This is a genomic window from Sphaerisporangium dianthi (genome assembly GCF_042654065.1).
GTDB classification, from domain to species: domain Bacteria; phylum Actinomycetota; class Actinomycetes; order Streptosporangiales; family Streptosporangiaceae; genus Sphaerisporangium; species Sphaerisporangium dianthi.
Window position 1 is genome coordinate 551425 of record NZ_JBHSFP010000002.1, and the last position, 23478, is coordinate 574902.

Sequence of the window (23478 nt, forward strand, 5' to 3'; positions counted from 1 at the left end):
CAGATGTCGAGACGGCGGGTACTGTCGTGGACATGAATCCCTCGACAGAGCTGCTGACGAAGCGGCGCGCGGTTGACTTCTGCCGCGTCGCCACCGCGCTCTGTCGCATGGCCTGAGAGGCGATCCCCGCGGCCCCGGCCGCGCCGATCTGAACAGTGCCCGATCTTAGCGTCTCCGGCACGATCCTTCAGGAGCATCTCGCCATGCAGGTCGATCCCAGAAGCACGCGGTTCACCGCGGCCGTCACGACGGTCGTATTGGCGCTGGTCCTGACCACCGGCAACGTCTGGCTGCTGCTCGCCCAGGGTGTGGTCTTCGCCCTCGGCCTCGCCGGAGCGTCGCCGTACGGGCTGTTCTTCAGACGGTTGGTGCGGCCGAGGCTCGGTCCGCCGGCGGAGCTGGAAGACCCCGCCCCGCCCCGCTTCGCACAGGGGGTCGGGCTGGTGTTCGCGCTCGTCGGGGTGGCGGGGTTCGCCGCGCAGATCCCGGCGCTCGGGCTCGGCGCCACCGCCGCGGCCCTGCTCGCCGCCTTCCTCAACGCGGCCTTCGGCTTCTGCCTGGGCTGCGAGATGTACCTGATCATCCGCCGTCTAATGCCCGCCGCAACCCGATAAACGGGAGGTTTCCAATGAGCCGTTCCGCCGTACTGGTGGACGCCGACTGGGTCGAGGCCAACCTCGACACTCCTGGTGTCGTTCTCGTCGAAGTCGACGAGGACGCCAGCGCCTATGACAAGGGCCACATCCGTGGCGCCGTGAAGATCGACTGGAAGAACGACCTGCAGGACCCGGTCCGCCGCGACTTCGTGGACCGTGAGGGCTTCCAGGCCCTTCTGTCGGCTCGGGGCATCGGCAACGACGACACCGTGGTCCTCTACGGTGGCAACAACAACTGGTTCGCCTCCTACGCGTACTGGTACTTCAAGCTCTACGGCCACGACAACGTCCGCCTGCTCGACGGCGGCCGCAAGAAGTGGGAGCTCGACTCCCGCGAGCTGGTCAAGGACGTGCCCGCGCGTCCGCACACGCAGTACACCGCCAAGGACCAGGACCTCACGCTGCGCGCCTTCCGCGACGACGTCGTCGCCGCGATCGGCAAGCTGAACCTGGTCGACGTCCGTTCGCCCGACGAGTTCACCGGCAAGCTGCTCGCGCCCGCCCACCTGCCGCAGGAGCAGGCGCAGCGCGCCGGCCACATCCCGACCGCGCGCAACATCCCGTGGTCCAAGGCCGCCAACGACGACGGCACCTTCCGTTCCGACGACGAGCTGCGCACGCTCTACTCCGAGGCCGGCGTCGACCTCGACAAGGACACGATCGCCTACTGCCGCATCGGTGAGCGTTCCGCGCACACCTGGTTCGTGCTGCACGAGATCCTCGGCCAGCCGAACGTGAAGAACTACGACGGTTCATGGACCGAATACGGCTCGCTCGTGGGCGTGCCGATCGAGCTTGGGGAGGCCCGATGACCACCATCCAGGGGTGCGCCGCACCCGAACAGACCATCGCCCTGCCGGCGGGCATCGACCTGTCGACGCAGGCCGTCATCCAGGGTGTCGTCACCAGCAGCGGGCCGGCCTACGCCCGCCTGCTGGACCACTCCGGCGAGTTCACCGGCGAGGTGGTCGTGTCCGACGAGGGCATCTTCCGCTTCTTCGCCGCGCCCGGCACCTGGACCGTCCGCATCATCGCGGGCGGCGGCGTCACCAAGGACGTCGCAGTGGAGGCCCACCTCGGCGAGGTCTCCCAGCTCCAGGTCACCATCTGACCGATCTCACCCGACCACAGGGCCGGCATCCCCGACACGGGGACGCCGGCCCTCTGGCGTGGGCGCCCGCGCGGATGAGGCGGCCCGGGGCTCCGCGTCCCGGCCCGCTTTCCGGCCCGCTTTCCGCTCGTCCGCCGATGCCCCCGGCGCTCCAGGCCGCGCATGATCGCGCGGGGTTGCCGTTGTTGGGTACAGGCTGCGAGCGGCGCCGTCTGATCGATAACATGTGCCGGATGTCTGATTCCTCGGCTGTGGCAGCCCCTTCTCGCCCTGCGCCCGGCCGGGCGGCGTCGAAGGCGCGCCCGTCGACGCCGTCGCTGTACGCGCTTCCCCTGCACACCCTGCGGCTGGCCGGGCGGTGCATCCTGCCGCTGGTCATGTGGTACTCGGCCGGAGAGCTGGTGCGGTTCGGCCTGATGGTCGGCGGCACCGAGCTGGCCCACGGCTCGATGCAGGATCTGCGCCTGGCGCTGACCATGCTGGTGTTCATCCTCATGGTCATGGCCGGCCTGGTCGTCAGCGTGGGCATGTTCTACGCGCTGCGCGGGTCGTTGTGGGAGATGCGGGCCAGGCGGGCCGACGGTGATGAGGACGACGGGTTCGTCGCGAGCCTGAGCAGGGTCATCGTCCCCTTCGTCGCGCTGTACCTGGCCTGGGGATGGCAGATCGACGACGTCCGCGCCTTCCTCAACATGGACCTGCAGCGCCAGACGGACGACAACGGGGCGTTGGGCGCCTTCTATGACGCGACGACCGGGGCGCGCCTGAACACCGGGCTGATCCTCACCGGGCTGAACTTCACCGTGACGCTCTGCATCATGGGCGCGGCCTTCCTGGGCCGTTACCTCTTCACCATCTGGTACGAGCGGAACCAGGGCCGCGCGGCGGCGCTCGCCGTGGCGTTCTGCGAGCTGTCCTTCTTCTACTACGGCGTGCAGGTCGTCGCTTCGCGGGGCGAGTGGGTGGGCGGCTGGCTGGGGAGCCGGGTCGCCTGGTCCTGGCTGGGCGACCTGCTCGACCGGCTGCAGGTGAGCATTCCGGCCCTGGCGGCTCTCGGAGAGCTGGCGAACGCCGTCAAGCCGTACGCGTGGAGCGCGCTGGTGCTGCCCGCCGTCTGGCTGACGGTCGCCATCCTCATGTACGGCGCCTACGCCGAGGACGCCAACACGGTGATCAAGGGCACCCGGCTGGAGGGCGTGGCGACCCAGGTGGGGACGGCGCTCAACGAGCGCACGCATTCGCTGACGCGCCGCACCTTCGCCCGCTTCCTCGGCCGGTGGGCCGCCTGGGTGCCGCTGGTGCACACCGTGCGCCTGACGGCCCGGGGCGGGGCGCCGCTGTTCGGGTACTTCGCGTTGTGCTTCGTCGGCCTCCAGGTGGGCGCCGACTACGCGTGGCGCGGAGCCGCCTACCTTCTCAGCGGCGACCACCCGATGCTGTACCTGAACGTGCTGTTCGTGCCGGCGAACTTCGTCATCGGCCTGGCGCTCACCGTGCTGACGACCTGCCTGCTGGCGGCGACGTTCGACATCGCCGCCGGCGCCGAGCGGCGGCGCCGGGCCGCCGCGGCCCTCAGCGGTCGAAGCGCAGAGCAGGCCCCTGCTCCCGCACTCCAAAGTACTCGTTAGGCCACAGCAGCAGCTCGACCTGGCCGGCCACGTCCTTCGGCACCGAGCTGATCAGGGTGAAGCGGGCCGGCGTGCCCGGGGTGAGCTTCTCCGGCGCCTTCCACGTGAGCGCCATCCAGGTGCGGCCCGAGGAGTCACCCATGTAGTAGTACGGCGGCGTGGTGGTGTAGAAGACGCCTTTCTCGTTCAGAGGGGTGCCTTCGAGGTCGATCTGCACCATGACGGTGCCGGGGGCGAGGTTCTCCGGCTGCTTCGCCATGCGCTCGATCTTCAGCAGCCGCCATCGGGCGTCTCCCAGCTCCGCGGCCTGTCCCTTCGGGACCTGGCGCACCTCGGCCCGAGGGGTGTCCCGCTCGAACCGGGCCATCGCGTCGTAGCCCTGCACGCCGAGAAGCGCGGCGGAGAGCGCGAGCGCGCCGAGGAGTTGTAGGCCGATCTTCACCGGCCTGGGCATCCGCCGGCGGGGGCCCTGGGCGGAAGCCGCCGGCGGATGCGCGGCGGCAGCGGGGCCGGCCGGTGGCTCGGCCGGGAGACCGGCAGGAATGGCGGACGGCGGCGTAGCCGGTGGTGTGGCCGGAGCCGGGGTGCCGGGTGGCGGCCACGCCCGGCGGACGGGGGCCGGCCCGCCGCCCACGGCGGGCATCGGCACCGTCGAGGAACCTTTGGGTTCCTCCGGTTCCGGTTCCGGGGGCGGCCAGACCCGAGTGTCGGGGCGGGGGAGACGGGGAGCGGGCTTGAACCAGGACGGCTCGGCGGCGGGAGGCGTCCAGACGCCGGTGTCGTTGGGGTTCTGAGGGCTCATCTGCCGCTCGCTTCGTAGACGTCCTTGGCGGCGTTCATCGCCTCGCGGGCCCGTGCCTGGTCCAGGCCGAGGTCGAGGGACACTTCGGGCAGGTACTGATCATCGTAGAGGGAGTTGACCTGTTGCTCGGTCACCACCACCCGCGCGCCGGCGACCTTGCCGGGCGGGATCTCGAAGAAGCAGAGCCCTGAGCGCCACCACCCCGTCTGGATCCACTTGTCGGTGAGCGTCGCCGTCTCGTTGATCTTGTCGGTCGCATTGAAGCGCAGGCCGTCCGCGGTGACCAGGTAGGGAACGAGCTTGATCGGCCGCCGGGGGGTGGTGGCGCCCACCTTGACGACGAGGAAGATCTGGTCGGTCGCCACCTCGTCGGTGGTGTAGGTGCGCTTCACCCGCACCGAGCGGGCGAACTCGATCTGCTCCAGCCGGGCGGAGAAGTGGTCGCTCGCCAGAATCTCGCCCTTGCCGCCCGACACGGTCAGCGGCGCCGCCTTCTCGTCCGCGGTCATCACGAAGGTCTGCAGGCAGACGGCGCCGATCGCCAGCGCGATGCCGATCACGGCGGCCATGACGCGGCGCCATGCGGGCGGGCGGGGGCCTCGCGGCCCGGGCCGGGGCGACGGCGCCGAAGCCGGGTGAGGCACGAGGTCGGACGAGAGGGCCATCACGAGGTCTCCACTCGGACCGGGAGGTCGACCTGCGCGGACACCACGGCGAGCTGCTGGGTCTGCGGCTGCGCCAGGCCGAGCCGCGGGGGCTCGGTGCCGGTGGACGACGGAGTCGGCGTGGGGGTCTTCTTGGGCGCCGGGGTGGCCGGAGGGTCCTCAAGGACCCTCTGCCAGTAGTGCTTCTGGGTGAAGAAGTCCCGGTGCCATTCGTAGGTCGCCGCGTCGATGCGCACCTTCTTGGGAACCGGGTCGCCCGGTTTCATCTCGAAGGACAGGATCACGGTCGTCGGCACGCCCGGCTGCAGTTGCGAGTACGGGTGGTCCTTGGAGATCGACCTGATGTAGGGCCCCGAGTCGCCGGGCTCCGACGACGGCTTGATCGTCGTGGCGTCGGCGCGCACGGTCGGAAGCGCCGTGTCCATCGTCTGGGCCTCGATGGTGCGGTCCGACTGGTTGGTGACCTTCAGGACGATCTGGAGGTAGCGCTTGCTGGGAGCGCCCATCTCGTACTTGGCGCCGGAGCGGACAACGGCGTCCTCGAAGACCGTGCGCATCTGGCCCTGGTCGACCTCGGCGCCCTTGCCGAGCTGCTCCGGTGGCCTCTTGGGGGCTTGCTCCAGGCCGCCGAGGGCGGCGCTCACTCCCACGGTCGCGGCGGCCAGGACGACGACGACCGGGATGAGGACCGGCCGTCTGCGCCTGGCGCCGCGAGGAGGGGTGGACGTCATGGCAAAGGATGGTAGCCGGTACGTGATCCTCTGCCGTCTCCTTCACCCCATAGATACACACCAGACACCTGTAGATGGTCACATAAGCGGCAAATCGCCGGAGGGTGATCGTTCCGCCACGGCTCGCGTTCGCCGCGGCCGGAACGCGGATGCGGGCTGGGGCACCCTCCCGGCCTGCCCTCCTCGCACGGTGATCTCGGCGGGCGACAGGGCCCGTCGCTCTGGCGCCGCATTGTGGTGATGCCCTGCGCGAGGGGTGATGCCGTGGATAGCATGCCCAGGATGTCCGATTCGTTGACCTTGGGGGCTGGGTCACGGCCCGTGTCCGGCGCCATCCGATGGTGGCGGCGCTCTCCGTACGGGCTGCCTCTGCACGCGCTCGCGCTGTGGGTCCGCTGCCTGGCGCCGCTGGTGCTGTGGTTCGGCGCCGGCGAGCTGGGACGGTTCGGCCTGCTGGTGGCGGGCTCGGAATTCTCGCACGGCTCGTTCCGCGAGTGGCGGCTGGCCGGCACCATGTTCCTCTTCATCGTCATGGTCATGCTCGGCATGGTCGTGACCGTCGGCATGCTGCACGCCGTGCGCGGGGCGCTGACCGAGACCGCCGCCAGGCGCGCGGAGGGCGAGGAGCCCGAGCCGCTGTTCACCGCGCTCGGCCGCGCCATCATCGCCTACGTCGCCATCTACCTCGCCTGGGGATGGCACGTCACGGACTGGCGGCGGTTCGCGGACGCCGACATGGAACGCTACGCCGAGCAGTACGACCGCTACGTGGCCGCGGGCATCGAGAACGCCCTCGGCGCGGCGACCGGGAAGCCGCCGGCGCCGCCGGTGCCGCCCGACGCCGGCACCGACCTTCTGCTCGACGTCAGGGTGGCTCTGGTCTTCACCGGCCTGGCGATCGTGCTGCGGTACGTCCTGTCGGCCCTCCACGACCGGCGAGGCGGGCCGCGGCTCGCCTTCGGCGTCGCCTTCTCCGAGCTGGCGTACACCTTCTACGGCGCCGTGCTCGTCGTGGCCCTGGTCGGCGAGCGGTCGGAGTGGCTGAGCCGGCGCGCGGCGGTGACCTGGTGGAACGAACGCTGGGCCGCGCTGGAACAGGCGGTGCCCGGCTTCCCCGCGGCGATGGAACGGCTCGCCGGGCTGCGCCCGCACATCGGCGGCGCGATTCTCGTGCCGCTCACCTTGCTGACGCTCGTCATCCTGGTCTACGGGGCGTACACGGAGAGCGGGCGGGACGTGGTCAAGGGCACCGGGCTGGAGGAGACCGTCACGAAGGCGGGGCGGCGCGCCCACCGGCTCACCCGGCGGGGCGCGAGCCTGTTCGCCGCGCGGTCCGGCCTGGACCGGTGGCCGCCCGTGCTGGGCGCGCTGCGGGCGACCCTGCGGGGCGGCGCTCCGCTGTTCACCCTCGTGTGCCTGTGCTACGTGCTGCTCGGCGTGGCCATGGACTACGCCGAGCGCGGCGCCTACTACCTGATCGGCACGGCGCACCGGCAGCTCGACTGGCTGGTGTACCAGATCCCGGTGCGCTTCGGCCGCGACCTGGTCTTCACCACGCTGACCCTGTGCCTGTTCGCCGCCGCCTTCGACATCGCGGCGACCCGTCAGCGGGCGAAGCGCAGCGTCTCGCGTTCGGAGTAGCTCAGCACGAACTCTGCGGTGTCCCTGAGCCGCTCGGGCACGACGGCGACGACCTTCATGCGCACCGGCTGCCCGACCTTCAGGTCCGAGCGGATCGGCGTCTCCTCGGCGTCGGCCAGCCACACGTGCCCCGCCCGGTCGCGCATGGTGAAGCGGGGCGGGAAGGAGCGCTGGATCTCCGCGGTGGAGGTGGGCGTCACCTGCACGTCCACGACCAGGGACGCGGTCCCGGGGTCCTGCCCGGGCACCGCGGGGCCGCCGGTCACGGCGGCCTTCCAGCGCACGCCGCGCATCGTCGCCTCCTGGCCGCTCGTGACGTCCGTGACCACCGTGGCCGGGTACCGGTCGGCCACCCAGGCCGACTTGTCCCACCACTGCACGCCGATCGTGGCGGCGACCACGCCGGCCGCCGCGACCAGCAGTCCGGCCCCGCGCAGCGCCCGGACGAGCCCGCCGCGCCGCGGGCGCTCCCGGCGCTGCGGGGGCGCCGAGGATCGCCGGGTGCTCTCGCGGGAGCCGGGCGCGGCCTCGGCGGCCTCCTGCCCGCCGGCCGCGGAGACGACCGGCGCGGATCCGGGCCCCGTCCCGGGCGCGCCCCCCTCGGGGCCGAGCGCCGAGCCGGGCACGAACATCGAGGTGCCGGACGTCGAGCCGGGCGCGGTCCGCGCGGGGTGGGGCGCCGAGCCGGGCACGAACATCGAGGCGCCGGACGTCGCGTCCGCCGCCTCCGGTCCCGCCCCTGGTACGGCCCCTGCCGGATTCGTGGCGCTCCTGCCCGGATGCGGCGCTTTCCCGGGCGTGCGGCGCGGCAGTGGCGCCGAGGGCGGGTCGTCCGGTGTGACGACCGGGATCGGGAAGGTGGTGGGGAACGCCTCCCATGACCCGGTCGAGGTGACCGATCCGCCGTCCGGGGACGGGCTGTTGCGAGGGTTCGGCGCGAAGGCGTCGAAGTGCTCCTCCTCCGGCTCGGGCGCCTGGTCGCGCCCGTGGTCGCGGCTCACGGCCGCGCCGTCAGCCGCACGGAGGCGGGCATGTCGTCGAGCAACCGCCGGGTGGCGGCGTCGTCGGCGGTGAGGGACAGGGAGGCCTCCGGGAGAAGTTGGTCGTAGCGGCCGGGATAGATGCCGTCGTAGACGCCGTTGGTCGAGGGCGCGGTCACCACGATGGTCGCGCCGGGCAGCGCGTCCTTCGGCACCTCGAAGACGTAGTCGAGCTCGGACCACCAGCCGTGCTGGACGGGGTGGTCGGCACGCCGGTAGATGCCGTAGACCCGGTCGCTGACCGAATAGTCCAGCCCGTCGCGGGTGTGCAGCCGGGCGTCCTTCAGCCAGAGCGGGTCGCCGGCCGAGGTGGCCTTGACCGTGGCGACCACGAAGACGTCCTGGGTGCCCACGTGCCCGGTCTCCTTGATCGTCTCGGTGCCGGTGCCCGGGTCGCCCGACGGCGTCGCCAGCCGGATCGTCCGGGTGGCCACGACGCGTTCGAGCCGCACGCCGAACCGCCCGGCGTCGGCCGCCGCGCCGGCGCCCGCGTGGACGGTCAGCGGGGCGTCGAGGGCGTCCTTGTCCATGGCGTACATGTGCGCGTACACCGCGCCGGCCGCGATGACCAGCGCGGTCGTCCCGCCGGCCAGGCGCCGGCCCGCTCGCCGCGCGCGCGACGCCGGCAGGGGCTCCTCGGCGGCGTGGCGTGCCGTCCCGTGCGCCGTGCCTTCCGGGGGCGCCACGGTCCGCTGGACCATCACGCCTCCTCGCGCACGGGCAGGGTGACCCGCGCGGCGACCACGGGCTTGAGGTCGTCTCCCGCCACCAGTTCGGTCCGGTGGCGTCCGGTGAAGGCGTCCTCGTGCTTCTCGTAGAGGCCGAGGTCGACGGTCAGGGACGCGGGGAAGGCGGGGGCCGGTTCGCCGGCGCCGGCGTTCGAGTGGAACCGCATCACGACCGTGGAGGCCCGCTCGGGGGCGAGCAGCCTGCCGGGCAGGCCCTCGCCGGGCACCGAGGCGCCGAACCGCCACGTGCCGGATTCGCGGCCGCCCGGGGGACCCTTCAGCGGGTCGCCCTCAGGCGGCGCGACCCGCAGGAGGGACCGCTCGAGGTAGTCCAGCGGCACGCTGGTCAGGGCGGCGTTGTAGACCCGCAGGCTCAGCTCCAGGACCTGCTCCTTCGGTGCGGAGGGATCGCCGGGGTCGACGGACACGGACCGTACGACCGCGTTCTCGATCTTCGTGCGGAACAGGTCCTGGTCGACCTCCTGGCCCGCCTCGCGCCGCGGGGGCGGCTGGGCGGGGGCCTGTCGCAGGCCGCCGAGGGCGGCGGTGGCTCCGAGGCCGGCGGCGGCGAGCAGCACCGCGGCCGGCACCAGGACCGGGCGTCGACGACGGCGGCCGCGACGAACGGGGGACGACGTCATGTCACACGATCGTAATCGCTCGCTCTGTCCCGTCCGCCTCGTTTGTCCCAATGTGCATGGGCAGGGGCGAGGAATCTGGTCCGAATGGCGAGAACCGTGCCCGAATGCGGTGCCCAGCTCATACGCTGTCACAGTCGGAGAGCGGGCCACGCGAGCACACCGGCGAGCTTCCCGGCAGGCACGACCCTTGATCAGGTGGAGGTCCGGTGGCGGACGTGCACCCCGAGCATGCGCAGCTGCAGGCTGACCGGATCTACCTCGGCTGGCAGTACGCGATGCTGTATCCCGACCCCGGGCCGGCTCCCAAGCGCCCGTCACCGGCGGAGACCCTCGCGGAGCCCGTCACCGTCGACCCGGCCTGGGTCCGCAGGGAACGCCTGCAGGAAGATCTGCTCAACCGCCCCGTGAAGATCGTCGGCGTCTTCATGGCGCTGCTGGCGGTGCTCATCCTCGGCCTCGGCGTCGGCGAGATCATGGGCTGGCCGTTCGTCGTCATCGGCCTGGTCGCCACCGGGGGCATCGCCGCCATCTGCGCGTACGCCGTCCACCAGGGCGAGCGCGCCCTCCGCTCACGCGTCCGCGAGCAGGAGGCGCGGGCCGGCAAGCAGCGCGAACAGCGCGAGCGCGAGCTGTTCCTGGCCCAGGAGGAGCACGCCGCCCGCTACCGCGAGTGGGCCGCGAAGAGGGAGCAGTACGACAAGCAGCTCACCTGGTACGCCGTGGCCGTGCCCGACGAGATCGACCGCATCGACGTGGCCGGCGGCACCCTGCCCGGCTGGTCGGCGCTGATCACCCTGCTCGGCGCCACGCGCCTCTACAGCGGCGGCCACCTCACCGTGCTCGACCTGTCCGAGGGCGCCATCGCCAAGGACCTCATCGAGCTGGCCAGGCGCGGCGGCGACGACCCGCTGGTGTGGGTGCTGCCGACCGACCTGCCGAGGCTCGACCTCGGCGCGACGCTGCCGCCCGAGGCGTTCGCCGACGTGCTCGCGCACGTCGTGAGCGTCAGCGAGGAGCACCGCACCACCCGCGACCTGAGCTTCGACAACGCGATCCTCGAACGGGTGCTGGAGGTGCTCGGCGAGAACGCCACGATCAACCAGGTCACCGCCGCGCTCCGCGCCCTGGCCCAGGTGGGCGACCCGCGCGACGACCTGCGGTTCGGGCTGCTCACCGCCACCCAGCTCGAACGCATCGGCACCCTGTTCGGCCGCGGCGTGACCGACCGCGTGGTCATCGAGCGCGCCTGGGCCCTTGAGTCCCAGCTGCGCAAGCTCGAGACGCTCGGCTCCGAGGCGGTGCGGCTGCCGCCGGCGCGGCTGCGCGTGGTCTCCATGGACCGCCAGGCCGGCGTGTTCGGCAACCGCGTGCTCGGCACCTACGTCGCCACCGCGCTGACGCACATCCTGCGGCAGTCCCCGGCCTCCGAGCGCCCCTGGTACCACACGATCATCGTCGCGGGCGCGGACAAGCTGCGCGGCGACGTCCTCGACCGGCTGATGGACGCCTGCGAGACCTCCCAGACCGGCCTGGTGCTCACCTACCGCTCGCTCACCCCGACGGTCAGAGAGCGTCTCGGCCGCGGCCACGCCGCCGTCGCGTTCATGCGGCTGGGCAACGCCGAGGACGCCCGGGTGGCCAGCGAGCACATGGGCACCGAGCACCGCCTCGAGCTGGCACAGCTCACCGAGACCATCGGCACCACCGTGGACGGACTGAACGGCTCCTACACCTCGACGGTCGGCGAGGGCGCCGGCCGCGCCGCGCCCGAGAAGGACAAGGACGAAGGGGACCTCAAAGAGGGCATCACCGAGTCGACCGAGTGGGGCCGCCGGGCCAGCAAGGCGATGGGGGAGGAGCGCGTCCTGCACCGCAGCAGGGAGTTCCTCGTGGAGCCGCACCAGCTCCAGCAGCTCCCGACCACCTCGGTGATCGTCACGCACGCGACGGCCGAGGGACGGCAGGTGCGGCTGGCCGACGCCAACCCGGCCATCCTCACCTTCCCCAAGACCACGCTGGGGGAGTTCGAAGAGGTCCGGCGGGTCATGCTGACCCCGGCGGAGCCCGACCTTCCACCCGAGGCCGATCCCTTCCCGCCCAACCTCGGCCCGCCGCCCGAGCGGCTCGACTGGAGAAGGACCCCGTGAGCCGCGCGGGAAGGAGCGGGTGATCTCCGCCGGGGCTGCCGCCCGGGCGCGTAGCCTGTGACCCCCGCTCGTCCCGCGAGCGGCGACGGGCGGCGGCCGCGCGGGGGAAGAATGCATGGAAGAGGTAATCCCCTGGCAAACGCCGGTGGCGATAAGGATTCGAGCTTGATATGCAGGCAAGCGTGTCCTCCGCAGCGCCTAGCGCGCCGTTCCCGCTGAGTGGTCCGTGGTATCGCATCCAGGCGATCACCGCCCCCTCGCGTAGCTCGTCGGCAGAGTGGGATTTCGTCACCGTCCTGCCCGCCGTGCTCTCCGCCGCCCAGCGCAACCGGCCGTTCGTCATCGGCTGGCTGTCGCGCGGGTCGGGCGCGCCCCTCGAGCTGATCACCAACGCCGGCCCGCTGACCCCGCCGCGCCCGCCACGCCGCGCGTCCAGCGCCACCGTCGAGGAACCGCCCCAGGGCCCGCAGCCACTGCTGTTCCCCGGCGGCGCGCGAGGCGTCGAGATCGGCGACGACTGGCTCGCCGACCTGGCCGACCTCGCCTGGACGCCCTGCCCCGGCCGCCAGGCGCCGCCGCTCAACGGCCGCAGGGAGCCCGGCCCCGACGACCTGCTGCGCCCGACTCTGTTCGAGTCCACGCTGGTCACCCTGATGTCGCGCCCGTTCGCCTGGCTGGTGGTGGCCGAGCCCACCGATCTGCTCGACGCCGAGGTGGCCCACCTGCGCACCCAGCTCAACGTGCTGCGCCAGTACGGCGACGCCTCCGAGCGCAGCAGGTTCGACGCCGAGCGGGCCGAGCGGCGCATGCAGGAGCTCGACGCCTTCCGCGAGGCCGGGCTGTGGAACGTCCGCGTGCTGGCCGGCGCGGCGAGCCCCGACGAGCTGCGGCAGATCGCCCCCGTGCTCGTCGGGTCGGTCGAGATGAGCCATCACCCCTACCGGCTGCGCAGCGCCCTGTCACTGCCCATCCTGGCCGGGTTCGGCCGCTCCACCAGCGGCGAGCCTCTGTACGGGTTCGCCGAGGCGCTCGGCGTCACCCTGCAGGACTCCGCCGACGGGGCGGCGGCCCCGTTCGCCGCCACCGCCGGGGCCCTGGCCGCCCTGGCCGGGCTGCCCCGCCGCGAGGTGCCCGGCGTGCGCGTCCTGGACGCCGGGTTCTTCGACGTGACCAGCGAGGCCGACGTGCGCAACACCGGCGAGCCGGTGGTCGACCTCGGCGCCATCATCGACGGCCAGGACCGCGCCGTCGGCTCGTTCCGGGTGCCGCTGGCGACGCTCAACCGGCACGCGTTCGTCACCGGAGCCACCGGTTCGGGCAAGTCGCAGACCGTCCGCCACCTGCTCGAGCAGCTCACCGAGGCCGGCATCCCGTGGCTGGCCATCGAGCCGGCCAAGTCCGAGTACGCGGCGATGGCCGGCCGCGTCGAGCACCTGTCGCCGCTGACCGTGATCAACCCCTCGGCGCCCGACACCGTGCCGTTCAGCGTCAACCCCCTCGCCCCCGAGCCTGGCTACCCGGTGCAGGCCCACATCGACATGGTCCGCGCGCTGTTCATGGCGGCCTTCGACGCCGAGGAGCCGTTCCCGCAGATCATGTCGCTGGCCCTGCAGCGGGTGTACGAGGCCAACGGCTGGGACGTCGTCACCGGCGGCGGCATCCCCGGCGCCGCCGTCCAGCCGGCCGTGCCGACGCTCGCTCAGTTACAGACGCAGGCACTGGAGGTCATCCAGGAGATCGGCTACGGCAACGAGGTGCAGGCCGACGTCGAGGGCTTCATCAGCCTGCGCCTGCGCAGCCTGCGCGTCGGCTCGGCCGGCCGGTTCTTCGAGGGCGGCCACCCGGCCGACATCGGCGGGCTGCTGCGGCGCAACGTCGTGTTCGCGATCGAGGACGTCGCCAACGACGAGGACAAGGCGTTCCTCATGGGCACGCTGATCATCCGCATCGTCGAGCATCTGCGCATGCGCGCCCGGAAGGAGAAGTCCAAGGGCCTCCAGCACGTCATCGTCATCGAGGAGGCCCACCGGCTGCTGCGCGACCGCGGCTCCCAGCGGGCGAGCACCCACGCGGTCGAGCTGCTCGCCGGGATGCTGGCCGAGATCCGCGCGTACGGCGAGGGCATCGTCGTGGCCGAGCAGATCCCCACCAAGCTCATCGCCGACGTGGTCAAGAACACCGCTCTGAAGGTCGTGCACCGGCTGCCCGCCGAGGACGACCGCAGGCTGGTCGGCGCCGCGATCAACCTCAGCGAGGAGCAGTCGCGCCAGGTCGTGTCGCTGCAGCCGGGCATCGCCGCCGTCTTCGCCGACGGCATGGACCGCCCGCTGCGCATCCAGGTGCCGCTCGGCGAGGACCGCGAGCACACCGTGCTCGGCCCCATCCCGCCGATCCACGGCCGCAGGTCCGCCGCGTGCGGGCACGAATGCACCAGCGGCACGGCGTGCACGCTGTTCGAGCTGCGCGAGGCCGACCTGCTCGCCGACGCGCCCGAGTGGGCGTGGCTGCGCATCTGGACCGACACCGTGGTGCTCGCCTTCGCGACCGACCGGCCCCTGCCGGGCGTGCCGCGTGTTCTGGCCGAGATCTGGGCCGAGCTCCCGCCCCGGCGCCGCGAATGCCTGCTCGCGACGCTCGTCGAGCGGGCGGTCGCCCGGCGGGCGTGGTCGCTGCGCACCTTTTACGACCCCTCCCTGCTCACGGTGAAGGCCGCCGAGGTGGCGGCCCGGCTGCTCGACCCGTCGCAGGACGGCGCCTCCGGGGCCGGCGAGCGGCCGGGGGCCGCGTGGGTGATCCCGCAGGTCCGGTGGGTGCACGAGGTCGACAGGCTCTTCCCGTACGGCCGTCCGGCGCCCAACCTGCGCAGTCCCGCGCCCGCGATGGAGTACGCCCTGTTCGGCACCGACCCGGCCGGGCGTCCGTACCCGCACCTCGGCGTGAACGGGGCGGAGGGAGGCGACGCCACCGCCCGCACCGAGCTGCTCGGCCACCGCGCCAAGGCGCTGCGCCACCACCCGCTGTCCATGGAGATGGACCGCAACCGCGCCCTGGCCTGGCGGGTGCTGCTCGGCGACGACGAGCACGAGGGCATCGAGCGGGACTTCGCGACCGTCGCCATCGGCCTCGATCCCCGCGACCGCGTGCGGCACATCGCCCAGACCATGGGCGCCGCGTGGCTGGAGACCGTCCTGTCCTGGCCGCGGCGCTTCGTCCTGCCGTTCGAGGGCGGCGCCGAGAACCATGCGGAGCTGTCCTTCATGGACTGACGAGGCGCTCGGGAGGGGCGCTTTGGCCGCTCGTGAGGGACTCTTCGCGCGCGTCGCACTAGGATCTCGGGCATGACCCAGCTACCGCTGCGGGCTCAGCTCGCGAGTGCACTCGGGCGTACGGCCGCGACCCTCTCACGGGTCACCGGACGCGGCGACGGATCGGTGATCGGCGGCCGCGTCGGGCTGATCCTCGAGCCTGATCTGCTGCGCAAGCTGGCCGCCGACCGCAAGCTCGTGCTCGTCAGCGCCACGAACGGCAAGACGACCACCACCCGGCTGATCACCTCCGAGCTCCAGGAGCTCGGCGAGGTGGCCACCAACGCCTTCGGCGCGAACATGCCGGCCGGCCATGTCTCGGCGTTGTCGCAGGCCAAGCAGGCGCCGTTCGCCGTGCTGGAGGTCGACGAGAAGTACCTCCCCGAGGTGCTCGACACGACCGGCGCGACCGTCATCTGCCTGATGAACCTCAGCCGCGACCAGATGGACCGCGCGGCCGAGATCTGGCTGCTGGCCCAGAAGTGGCGGCGCGCCCTGGCGGGCAAGGACGTCCACGTGGTCGCGAACTGCGACGACCCGCTGGTCACCTGGGGCGCCTCGACGGCGACCCGGGTCACCTGGGTGTCGTGCGGGCAGCCATGGAAGGAAGACTCCTGGTGCTGCCCCGAATGCGGCGGCCCGCTCGACCGCAAGGGCGACGACTGGGCCTGCCGCGAGTGCACCTTCCGCCGCCCCGAGCCGACGTGGGTGCTCGACGACGACGCGGTGATCGACCCGCGCCGTCAGCGCTGGGTGCTCGACCTGCGGCTGCCGGGCCGGGCCAACCGCGCGAACGCCGCCGTCGCCCTGGCGGTCGCCGGGCTGTTCGGCCTGCCGGTCGAGCGCGCCCTGCCGAGACTGCGCGAGGTCACCTCGGTCGCCGGGCGCTACACCATGGTCGAGAAGGACGGGCGCTCGCTGCGGCTGCTGCTGGCCAAGAACCCCGCCGGCTGGCTGGAGGCCTTCGAGGTCTCCGACCCGGCTCTGCCGATCATCCTGTCGGTGAACGCCCAGGGCCCCGACGGCCGCGACACCTCGTGGCTGTGGGACGTGGACTACCGCATCCTGGTCGGCCGGCCGGTGTACGTGACCGGTGAGCGGCGGCTCGACCTGGCGCTCCGCCTGGACGTGGCGGGGGTGCCGTTCCAGCTCTGCGAGACCTTCGGCGACGCCGTGGCCGGGCAGGCGCCCGGCCGCGTCGACGTGATCGCCAACTACACAGCCTTCCAGCAGATTCGAGCGGAGTTCGGCCGTGCCGTCTGACAGCGCCCTGCGCATCGTGTGGATCTACCCCGACCTGCTGAGCACCTACGGAGACCAGGGCAACGTCCTGATCCTCGAGCAGCGGGCCCGCAAGCGGGGCATCCCCGTCGAGACCGTGTACGTCCGCTCCGCCGATCCCGTGCCCGACTCCGGGGACATCTACCTGATCGGCGGCGGGGAGGACCGGCCGCAGATCCTGGCGGCCGAGCGGCTGCGCAAGGACGACGGCCTCAAGCGGGCCGTCGACCGGGGCGCGTCCCTGCTGGCGGTCTGCGCCGGGTATCAGATCATGGGGTCGGTGTTCGGCGGCGAGGAAGGCCAGCCGGTGGCGGGCATCGGGCTGCTCGACATCGAGAGCTCCCGCGGCCCGGCCCGCGCCGTGGGCGAGCTGGCCGCCGAGGTGGACACCGGGCTCGGCGGTCACATGCTGACCGGCTTCGAGAACCACATGGGCGTCACCCGGCTCGGCCCGGGGGTGCGGCCGCTGTCGCGCACGGTCGTCGGCGTCGGCAACGGGGACGGCACCGAGGGCTGCCACGCCGGCAAGATCGTGGGCACCTACCTCCACGGTCCCGCGCTGGCGCGCAACCCCTGGCTCGCCGACGTGTTCCTGAGCTGGATGGCCGGTCCTCTGGCGCCGATCGACGACACCTGGTACGACCGCCTGCGGCAGGAGCGCCTCTCGACCGTGCTGCCCCGGTAGGCGCCTCGCTCAGTACCGGCAGGCGCCTCGCTCAGTAGACGAGCGCCTGGACGCCCTCGCCGAGGACCTCCTCCACGAAGGTCGACGCGCCCGCGATGCGGACGCCGGCGATCAGGTCCTCGGCGCCGATGTCCCGGCGTGCCGCGCACTGCGTGCAGACGGTGACCGTGCCGCCGGCCAGCACGACGTCGAGCAGGTCGGCCAGGGGCGTCGCGTGCGGCAGGACGAACTCCTTGGCCCGGCCCGGCAGTCCGTACCAGGCGGACTCCCCGGTCAGCCAGAGGGACACGGGCACTCCGCTCGCCACGGCCGCGGCCGCGACGGTGAACGCCTGATTGCACCTCTCGGGGGCATCTGGGCCAGCCGTCACCTTTATCACCATTGATCGTGCCATGATGCTGAGCCTATTCGCGGACGACGGCGCACCACCAGGCGATTCCCGCTTCCGGTGTCATGGCGCCGCTCCGGCGGGCGGGCATTTAGGCTCATGTGCCATGGACTCCCAGTCAATTCATCCCGCCCTCGAGCCGATCGCCTTCCTGCTGGGCAGGTGGGAGGGCGCCGGGGTGGGCGGCTATCCGACGATCGAGAGCTTCCGGTTCGGCCAGGAAATCGTCTTCGAGCACAACGGCAAGCCGTTCCTGAGCTACCAGAGCAAGACCTGGCTGCTGGACGACGAGGGCACCATCGTCCGGCCCCTCGCCACCGAGTCGGGCTACTGGCGCTCGCTGCCCGAGCGGCAGCTGGAGGTCGTGCTCTCCCACCCGACGGGCATCGTCGAGATCTACGTCGGCGAGGTCGTCTTCCACAAGATCGAGCTGCAGACGGACGTCGTCGCGCGCACGGCCACCGCCAAGGAGTACACCGCGGGGCAGCGCCTGTACGGCCTGGTCAACGGCAACCTGATGTACGCCTACGACATGGCCGCCGAAGGACAGCCGCTGACCTCGCACCTGTCGGCGGAGCTGAAGAAGGTCGGCTGAGCCCGCCGGACGCTCGCGAGCGGGCCGTGCGCCGGGCGCGGCGAACCGGGGAAGGCGGCGAAAAAAGAGAACCCCGGGCGCGCTCCGTCCCCATTGGGGTGACGGGCCGGCTGGACCAAGGGAGGAGCTTCTCCTCCCGCCGGCTGCCCGGGGTTCCGGTGTCTGCCTGGATTTCGCCGGACGTCGCCGGTGCCCTGGAGGGCACGACACATCTGGACGAAGGTCCCGATGGGCGATGTCCTAGCGGACAGCCACCTCGCTAGCCCAATAATGACTAACCATTGTTCGGACCACCTCCCTTCTGCGTGCTACGTACGGTATGCGAGCCCCTCTCGGCGGGGCAAGAGAATATTCGCGGCGGGCCGTGACCGGCCTGACCGGCCTTCCGTCCCCCCGCTGCTCGTAGACTCGTTCCATGACCGGGACATGGCACGAGGAGTTGCGCGCTCGCGGTTACCGGGTGACTCCGCAACGGCAACTGGTGCTGGAGGCGGTGACCCGGCTCGGCCACGCGACGCCCGAGGACATCTGCGGGCAGGTGCAAGAGACGGCCAGGGGAGTCAACATCTCCACCGTCTACCGCACGCTGGAGCTTCTCGAAGAGCTCGGCATGGTCACCCACACCCATCTGGGGCACGGCGCCCCCACCTACCACCTGGCGAGCAAGGCCGACCACGTCCACCTGGTCTGCCGCGGCTGCAGCCAGATCACCGAGGTCCGCCCCGAGATGGTCGACGGCCTGGTCACCACGCTGGAGGAGCAGCTCGGGTTCGAGACCGACGTCCACCATCTGACCGTCTTCGGCCGCTGCCGCGACTGCCGGTCATGACGTCATCGCGACCTCCCGCGGAGCAATAGCCTTGGGCCATGCGTAGCCTTCTGCTTGACATGCCAGGAGCGGTGGCCGCCGGGGCGCCCGACCACGCCGTTGCCGCCCACTACGGCGAGCCGTACGCCGAGCAACGCGCGCTGGTCGAGGGGCAGGCCCTCGTCGACCGGAGCAACCGCGAGGTCGTCCGCGTCTCCGGCCCCGATCGGCTCGGCTGGATCAACAGCCTCAGCTCGCAGAAACTCGACACGCTCACCCCCGGCACGCCGGCCCAGACGCTGTTGCTCGATCCGCAGGGCAGGCTGGAGCACCACCTGACCCTCGTCGACGACGGCGAGTCGCTCTGGGCCCACGTCGAGCCCGGCACCTCCACCGCGCTGATCGCCTTCCTTTCGAAGATGCGCTTCATGCTGCGCGTCGAGGTCACCGACATGACCTCCTCGTACGCCGTGGTCACCGTGCGGGCTCCGGGCGCGGCCGACGGCGACGTCTCCGCGCCAGAAGGGGCGATCGCCATCGGCGGCGACCTGCTGGTCCCCCGCGAGCGGCTGGCGGGGCTCCCCGCCGAGCTGGGCCTGCGGCCGGCCGGCCTGTGGGCGTACGAGGCGCTGCGCATCGAGGCCTACCTTCCCCGCGAGGGCTTCGAGACCGACCACAAGACGATCCCGCACGAGGTCGGATGGATCGGCTCGGCCGTCCACCTGTCCAAGGGGTGCTACCGGGGTCAGGAGACCGTCGCCCGCGTGCACAACCTCGGCCACCCGCCGCGCCGCCTGGTCTTCCTCCACCTCGACGGCAGCGCCGACACCCTCCCGCCGCACGGCGCGCCGGTGACGCTGGGCGTCGGCTCGCCGCGCGAGGCCGACCCGGAGGCCGCCTCCGAGGGCGCCGCCGAGCCGGGCCAGGTGGGCTTCGTCGGCACCTCCGCCCGCCACCACGAGCTCGGCCCGATCGCGCTGGCCGTGGTCAAGCGCACCGTGCCGGTGGACATCGAGCTGCTGGCCGGGGGAGTCGCCGCCACCCAGGAGGTCATCGTGCCGCCGGACGCCGGACGCAACGTGACCATCGACCCCGCGCTGCGCCGCCGCATCCGCTGACACCCGCGGCGGAGGCGTCAGATGTCGATGACGAGGGTGATGGGGCCGTCGTTGACGAGCGCGACCTTCATGTCGGCCCCGAACACGCCGGTCTCGACGCGGGCGCCCAGCGCGCGCAGCTCGGCCACCACGGCGTCGACGAGCGGTTCGGCCACCGGCCCCGGCGCCGCCGCCTGCCAGGTCGGACGGCGGCCCTTGCGCGCGTCTCCGTAGAGGGTGAACTGGCTGACCACCAGCAACGGCGCGCCGATGTCCGAGCAGGACTTCTCGCCGGACAGGATGCGCAGGCCCCACAGCTTGGCGGCCAGCTTGGCCGCCTGCGCCGGGCCGTCGTCGTGGGTCACGCCGGCCAGCACCAGCAGGCCCGGCTCGTCGATGGCCCCCACGACGCGTCCGTCGACGACCACGGACGCGGAACTCACCCTCTGGACGACCGCGCGCATGGCGCCGATTCTTCCACCGCCTGTGGACGCCCGCGAACGGCGCGCGCGAAGGCCCGCGAGAAACGGCGCCCGCACGAGCGCCGTTTCGCGGCGCACAGGCGGGGGAGTGATGGCGCGGACCTGCCGCCGTGCGCCGCCGTCGACCGGTGGTCGTCGTACGGCTCCGCGTCATCGGCCCGGGGCATGAACGGCGCTGATCGTCTGTCCGTAAACTCAGGTGCGAAGGGAGATGAAGTGTCCGTTGCGCCACTGATCGTGGAAGTAGTTCGTTCCGGGTTCGTCGAGTCGGTCCATCGCGCCTGGGTCTTCGCCATGGATGCCGAGGGCAAGCCCGCCGTGGTCCACGGCGACGTCGCCGCGGCGGCGTCGCCGCGTTCGTCCATGAAGCCCATCCAGGCGCTCGGCATGCTGCGCGCCGGCCTCGCGCTGGACGGCGAGCTGCTCGCACTCGCCTGCGCCAGCCATTCGGGCGAGCAGTTCCACCTGGAAGGGGTCGCGAAGATCCTGGCGGTCGCCGGGCTGGACGAGACCGCCCTCCAGTGTCCCGAGGACCTCCCGCTCGACGTCGCCACGGCCCACCGCGTGCTGCGTTCCGGCGGCGGCCCCGCACGCGTCACCATGAACTGCTCGGGCAAGCACGCCGCGATGTTGTCCACCTGCGTCGTCAACGGGTGGCAGACCTCCGGCTACCTCCAGCCCGCGCACCCGTTGCAGCGCGCCATCCGCGCCACGGCCGAGGAGCTGACCGGTGAGCGCGTCGCGGCCACCGGTGTGGACGGCTGCGGCGCGCCCCTGTTCTTCTCCTCCATGGCCGGCATCGCGCGGGCCTTCCGCACCTTGGCGCTGGCCGAGCCGGGCAGCCACGAACGGCGCGTCGCCGACGCGATGCGCGCCCACCCCGAGTGGACCTCGGGCACCACCCGGCCGGAGGCCACGCTGATGCGGGCCGTCCCCGGGCTCATGGTCAAGTCGGGCGCCGAGGGGTTCGACGCGTTCGCCTTCGAGGACGGCCACGCCGGCACCATCAAGATCGAGGACGGCAATCCGCGTGCCCGCGTGCCGGTGACGATCGCCACGCTGCGCGCGCTCGGCCTCGGCCTGGAGGCCGCCGAGCTGACCACGCTGGCCACCCCGCCGCAGTTCGGCGGCGGGCGCCCGGTGGGAGAGCTCCGCGTCCGCGGCCCGGTGTGACCGTACGACCGGCGGGCGCGGCGGGCGCGGCGCGACCGTCCCGGCGGACGGAACGGTGTGCCCGTCCCGGCGGCGGGTGTGCCACCGTCCCCGGCGGGGCTCACAAGGCGCGGCGGAACCGGCGGGGGCCTCAGAAGGCGCGGCGGAACTGGCGGGAGGTCGAGATCGCGCCCGAGGTGGTCAGCGTGAACGTGCGCATGGAGTCGGCGAACTTGGACAGGTCCCACTCGGCCGGGCCGTGGTACCAGTACAGGTGGTCGGCCTGCGCGCCGTTGCCGTTCATCGAGGCGACCACGCGCGCCCAGCGGTCGACGTTGTCGAAGACCACGGCGTAGGGAAGGTAGCGGGAGAACAGCTCGATGCGCTGGGCGGGGGGAACCTCGCCGATCTCGCCTGAGGCGAGGTAGTCGCGAAAGCCCAGGGTGTGGGCGAGGGCGGAGGAGCCGCGCGAGGTCTTGGCCGGCATGTACTGCCCGCCCACCGACAGGGCGGCTCCGGCGATGATCAACGCCAGGCCGAGCAGGCCGTAGGGGGTGAACCAGGCGAGCAGCACCGTGGCCAGCACGCCCAGCCCGGTGGTGATCACCCCTATGGTGGTCCAGCGGGTGCGCACAGAGTCGGGGCGCCGGGCGAACCAGCCCTGGGCGACGACGTCGCGGTAGAGCGCGTCGCGCACCTTGCCGAGCCTGGCGGCGAAGGAGCCGTGCAGCTCTGACAGCAGCACCGACTCGCGCCCGTCGAAGATCGCCATGTGCAGCGCCCGCTCGTAGTCGAGCAGGTCGTCCATGGGGGCGCCGGGCACCTTGACCAGCCGCCAGTCGGGGGCGTCGTAGGCGCCGCGGGGCTGCTCTTCGATGTGGACGTAACCGCGGACGGCGAGGTCGACGATGGTGGCCGTGACGTCGATCACGTCGGCCTGCTCGTCGATCAGCGTGCCGATCTGGCCGGGACGCACCCCGTCGGGCGGGGAGAAGTGGCCGTCGCGCAGCGTGGTGACCGGGGCGCCGGCCTCGTGGTCGATGACGCGGGCGTCCCTGCCGCGGGTCCAGTAGAGGAGCGCGACGCCGCCGAGCAGCAGCACCAGCAGCCCGGCGAGCGCTCCGCCGGTGACGGGGCTGAGGGTGAAGGCGTTGGAGAGCTCGAACCGCCGCTCGAGGATCGGCCTGCCGCCGCTGGTGCCCGGCGGGAAGCCGGCCACCACGGTGAGCGCCTGCCCGGGGCCGAGCCCTTGCTGCTCGAACTCGGCGCGCGTGCCGCTCTCGTCCATGGAGGCCGCGGTGCAGCCGGTCGCCGAGGTGAGGTCGCCGGCGAAGCACGAGAGATTCTGCAGGGGGGTGGGGCCGCTCAGCCTGACCAGGGCCTGCTGGACGGGCGCCGACCAGCCGTTGACGGCGTACCAGCGCAGTTCCTCGCCGCCGCCGACGGGGGTGACGGCGCCTGCCACGTCGTACTCGATGGTGGCCGTGCCCTTGCCGCCGAACGTGATGGTGTCATCGGCCAGGGTGGCGTCGCCCTTGAAGCCCGAGACGCGGTAGACGCGGTCGCTCGCGTCGTCGTACCGGGTGCGGGTGAGCAGCGTGCGCCGGACCTGACCGGTGTAGGTGATCTGCTCCTTGACGTGCAGGACGCCGCCGGGCCGCAGCTCGACGGTGATGTCGGCCTTGCTCACCCCGTCCGCCGCCTCGGCGTGGGCGGCCGGTGTGGCGAGGAGCGCGACCGGCGCGGCGGCGAGCGCGGCCAGCGCCGCCAGCGCGACCGCGACCGCGAGCGCGCGTCGACGAACGAGATCCACCATGGGGCGTCAGCCTAGCGGTCGGCGCCGACAGCCGTAGCGGGAACACCCATGCCTCATCAAGCCCCAACAAACCGGGACA

Annotated in this window: 23 protein-coding genes; 14 read left to right on the top strand and 9 right to left on the bottom strand. The window is 72.3% G+C overall.

All coding sequences use genetic code 11. The features are described 5' to 3' along the window. The first annotated feature begins 32 nt into the window (after positions 1 to 32). From ACFO60_RS05505 to ACFO60_RS05525, 5 genes are all read left to right on the top strand, one after another. A complete protein-coding gene (locus ACFO60_RS05505) occupies positions 33 to 116 on the top strand; it encodes a putative leader peptide (protein WP_380838093.1) in 84 nt (27 codons plus the stop codon). Between the two features lie 39 nt (positions 117 to 155). Further along, positions 156 to 614 (top strand): DUF4395 domain-containing protein, encoded by a 459-nt coding sequence (locus tag ACFO60_RS05510; protein WP_465269873.1) that lies wholly within the window; start codon positions 156 to 158, stop codon positions 612 to 614. Positions 615 to 628: 14 nt separating this feature from the next. Further along, positions 629 to 1468, top strand: a complete 840-nt coding sequence (locus ACFO60_RS05515; protein WP_380837755.1) for a sulfurtransferase — start codon at positions 629 to 631, stop codon at positions 1466 to 1468. Then, positions 1465 to 1767 carry a DUF1416 domain-containing protein gene (locus tag ACFO60_RS05520; protein WP_380837757.1) on the top strand — a complete coding sequence of 101 codons (303 nt, stop codon included), beginning with the start codon at positions 1465 to 1467 and terminating at the stop codon, positions 1765 to 1767. Before ACFO60_RS05515 ends, ACFO60_RS05520 begins: the two co-directional genes overlap by 4 nt. Positions 1768 to 2000: 233 nt before the next feature. Continuing rightward, complete coding sequence (locus tag ACFO60_RS05525; protein WP_380837760.1) at positions 2001 to 3395, top strand: hypothetical protein; 1395 nt, start codon at positions 2001 to 2003, stop codon at positions 3393 to 3395. On the opposite strand, the gene ACFO60_RS05530 is transcribed toward ACFO60_RS05525, so the two are convergent. From ACFO60_RS05530 to ACFO60_RS05540, 3 genes are all read right to left on the bottom strand, one after another. Continuing rightward, positions 3340 to 3837: a hypothetical protein gene (locus ACFO60_RS05530; RefSeq protein ID WP_380837762.1), complete on the bottom strand. Its 498-nt coding sequence runs from the start codon at positions 3835 to 3837 to the stop codon at positions 3340 to 3342. The two genes, ACFO60_RS05525 and ACFO60_RS05530, sit on opposite strands and share 56 nt — an antisense overlap. A gap of 356 nt (positions 3838 to 4193) precedes the next feature. Then, positions 4194 to 4766 carry a hypothetical protein gene (locus ACFO60_RS05535; RefSeq protein WP_380837765.1) on the bottom strand — a complete coding sequence of 191 codons (573 nt, stop codon included), beginning with the start codon at positions 4764 to 4766 and terminating at the stop codon, positions 4194 to 4196. Between the two features lie 95 nt (positions 4767 to 4861). Next, positions 4862 to 5593: a hypothetical protein gene (locus tag ACFO60_RS05540; protein ID WP_380837767.1), complete on the bottom strand. Its 732-nt coding sequence runs from the start codon at positions 5591 to 5593 to the stop codon at positions 4862 to 4864. A gap of 282 nt (positions 5594 to 5875) precedes the next feature. On the opposite strand from ACFO60_RS05540, the gene ACFO60_RS05545 reads away from it, so the two are divergent. Continuing rightward, positions 5876 to 7234, top strand: coding sequence for a hypothetical protein (locus tag ACFO60_RS05545; RefSeq protein ID WP_380837769.1), 1359 nt, complete (start codon positions 5876 to 5878; stop codon positions 7232 to 7234). On the opposite strand, the gene ACFO60_RS05550 is transcribed toward ACFO60_RS05545, so the two are convergent. The 3 genes from ACFO60_RS05550 to ACFO60_RS05560 are packed head-to-tail and all read right to left on the bottom strand — an operon-like array spanning position 7198 to position 9643. Further along, a complete protein-coding gene (locus tag ACFO60_RS05550) occupies positions 7198 to 8235 on the bottom strand; it encodes a hypothetical protein (RefSeq protein WP_380837772.1) in 1038 nt (345 codons plus the stop codon). The two genes, ACFO60_RS05545 and ACFO60_RS05550, sit on opposite strands and share 37 nt — an antisense overlap. Then, on the bottom strand, positions 8232 to 8975 hold the full coding sequence (locus tag ACFO60_RS05555) for a hypothetical protein (protein ID WP_380837774.1): 744 nt from the start codon (positions 8973 to 8975) through the stop codon (positions 8232 to 8234). The genes ACFO60_RS05550 and ACFO60_RS05555 overlap by 4 nt, the downstream gene beginning before the upstream one ends. Continuing rightward, positions 8975 to 9643 (bottom strand): hypothetical protein, encoded by a 669-nt coding sequence (locus ACFO60_RS05560; RefSeq protein WP_380837777.1) that lies wholly within the window; start codon positions 9641 to 9643, stop codon positions 8975 to 8977. Before ACFO60_RS05560 ends, ACFO60_RS05555 begins: the two co-directional genes overlap by 1 nt. A 206-nt stretch (positions 9644 to 9849) precedes the next feature. Between ACFO60_RS05560 and ACFO60_RS05565 the strand changes: the two genes are divergently transcribed. From ACFO60_RS05565 to ACFO60_RS05580, 4 genes are all read left to right on the top strand, one after another. Beyond that, entirely contained in the window at positions 9850 to 11790 is a 1941-nt protein-coding gene (locus tag ACFO60_RS05565; protein WP_380837779.1) for a hypothetical protein, read from the top strand. A 182-nt stretch (positions 11791 to 11972) separates the two neighbouring features. Continuing rightward, complete coding sequence (locus tag ACFO60_RS05570; RefSeq protein ID WP_380837782.1) at positions 11973 to 15056, top strand: ATP-binding protein; 3084 nt, start codon at positions 11973 to 11975, stop codon at positions 15054 to 15056. Positions 15057 to 15128: 72 nt separating this feature from the next. Next, on the top strand, positions 15129 to 16358 hold the full coding sequence (locus ACFO60_RS05575) for a MurT ligase domain-containing protein (protein WP_380837785.1): 1230 nt from the start codon (positions 15129 to 15131) through the stop codon (positions 16356 to 16358). Next, entirely contained in the window at positions 16348 to 17061 is a 714-nt protein-coding gene (locus ACFO60_RS05580; protein WP_380837787.1) for a type 1 glutamine amidotransferase, read from the top strand. Before ACFO60_RS05575 ends, ACFO60_RS05580 begins: the two co-directional genes overlap by 11 nt. 31 nt (positions 17062 to 17092) lie before the next feature. Here the strand turns inward: ACFO60_RS05580 and ACFO60_RS05585 are convergent, their stop codons facing one another. Beyond that, positions 17093 to 17455 carry a DsrE family protein gene (locus ACFO60_RS05585; protein WP_380837789.1) on the bottom strand — a complete coding sequence of 121 codons (363 nt, stop codon included), beginning with the start codon at positions 17453 to 17455 and terminating at the stop codon, positions 17093 to 17095. 100 nt (positions 17456 to 17555) lie between these two features. Between ACFO60_RS05585 and ACFO60_RS05590 the strand changes: the two genes are divergently transcribed. The 3 genes from ACFO60_RS05590 to ygfZ all read left to right on the top strand — a co-directional run bounded on the left by ACFO60_RS05590 (position 17556) and on the right by ygfZ (position 19970). Beyond that, on the top strand, positions 17556 to 18044 hold the full coding sequence (locus ACFO60_RS05590; protein ID WP_380837791.1) for a heme-binding beta-barrel domain-containing protein: 489 nt from the start codon (positions 17556 to 17558) through the stop codon (positions 18042 to 18044). 415 nt (positions 18045 to 18459) lie between these two features. Further along, complete coding sequence (locus tag ACFO60_RS05595; protein WP_380837794.1) at positions 18460 to 18873, top strand: Fur family transcriptional regulator; 414 nt, start codon at positions 18460 to 18462, stop codon at positions 18871 to 18873. Positions 18874 to 18911: 38 nt separating this feature from the next. Continuing rightward, positions 18912 to 19970, top strand: a complete 1059-nt coding sequence (gene ygfZ / locus ACFO60_RS05600; RefSeq protein ID WP_380837797.1) for a CAF17-like 4Fe-4S cluster assembly/insertion protein YgfZ — start codon at positions 18912 to 18914, stop codon at positions 19968 to 19970. Between the two features lie 17 nt (positions 19971 to 19987). On the opposite strand, the gene dtd is transcribed toward ygfZ, so the two are convergent. After that, a complete protein-coding gene (dtd, locus tag ACFO60_RS05605) occupies positions 19988 to 20413 on the bottom strand; it encodes a D-aminoacyl-tRNA deacylase (protein ID WP_380837800.1) in 426 nt (141 codons plus the stop codon). A gap of 234 nt (positions 20414 to 20647) precedes the next feature. Here dtd and ACFO60_RS05610 point away from each other — a divergent pair, with 234 nt between their 5' ends. Then, positions 20648 to 21604, top strand: coding sequence for an asparaginase (locus ACFO60_RS05610; RefSeq protein ID WP_380837803.1), 957 nt, complete (start codon positions 20648 to 20650; stop codon positions 21602 to 21604). A 130-nt stretch (positions 21605 to 21734) separates the two neighbouring features. Here ACFO60_RS05610 and ACFO60_RS05615 read toward each other — a convergent pair whose 3' ends face one another. Then, positions 21735 to 23399 carry a DUF2207 domain-containing protein gene (locus ACFO60_RS05615; RefSeq protein ID WP_380837806.1) on the bottom strand — a complete coding sequence of 555 codons (1665 nt, stop codon included), beginning with the start codon at positions 23397 to 23399 and terminating at the stop codon, positions 21735 to 21737. Between the last annotated feature and the right edge of the window lie 79 nt (positions 23400 to 23478).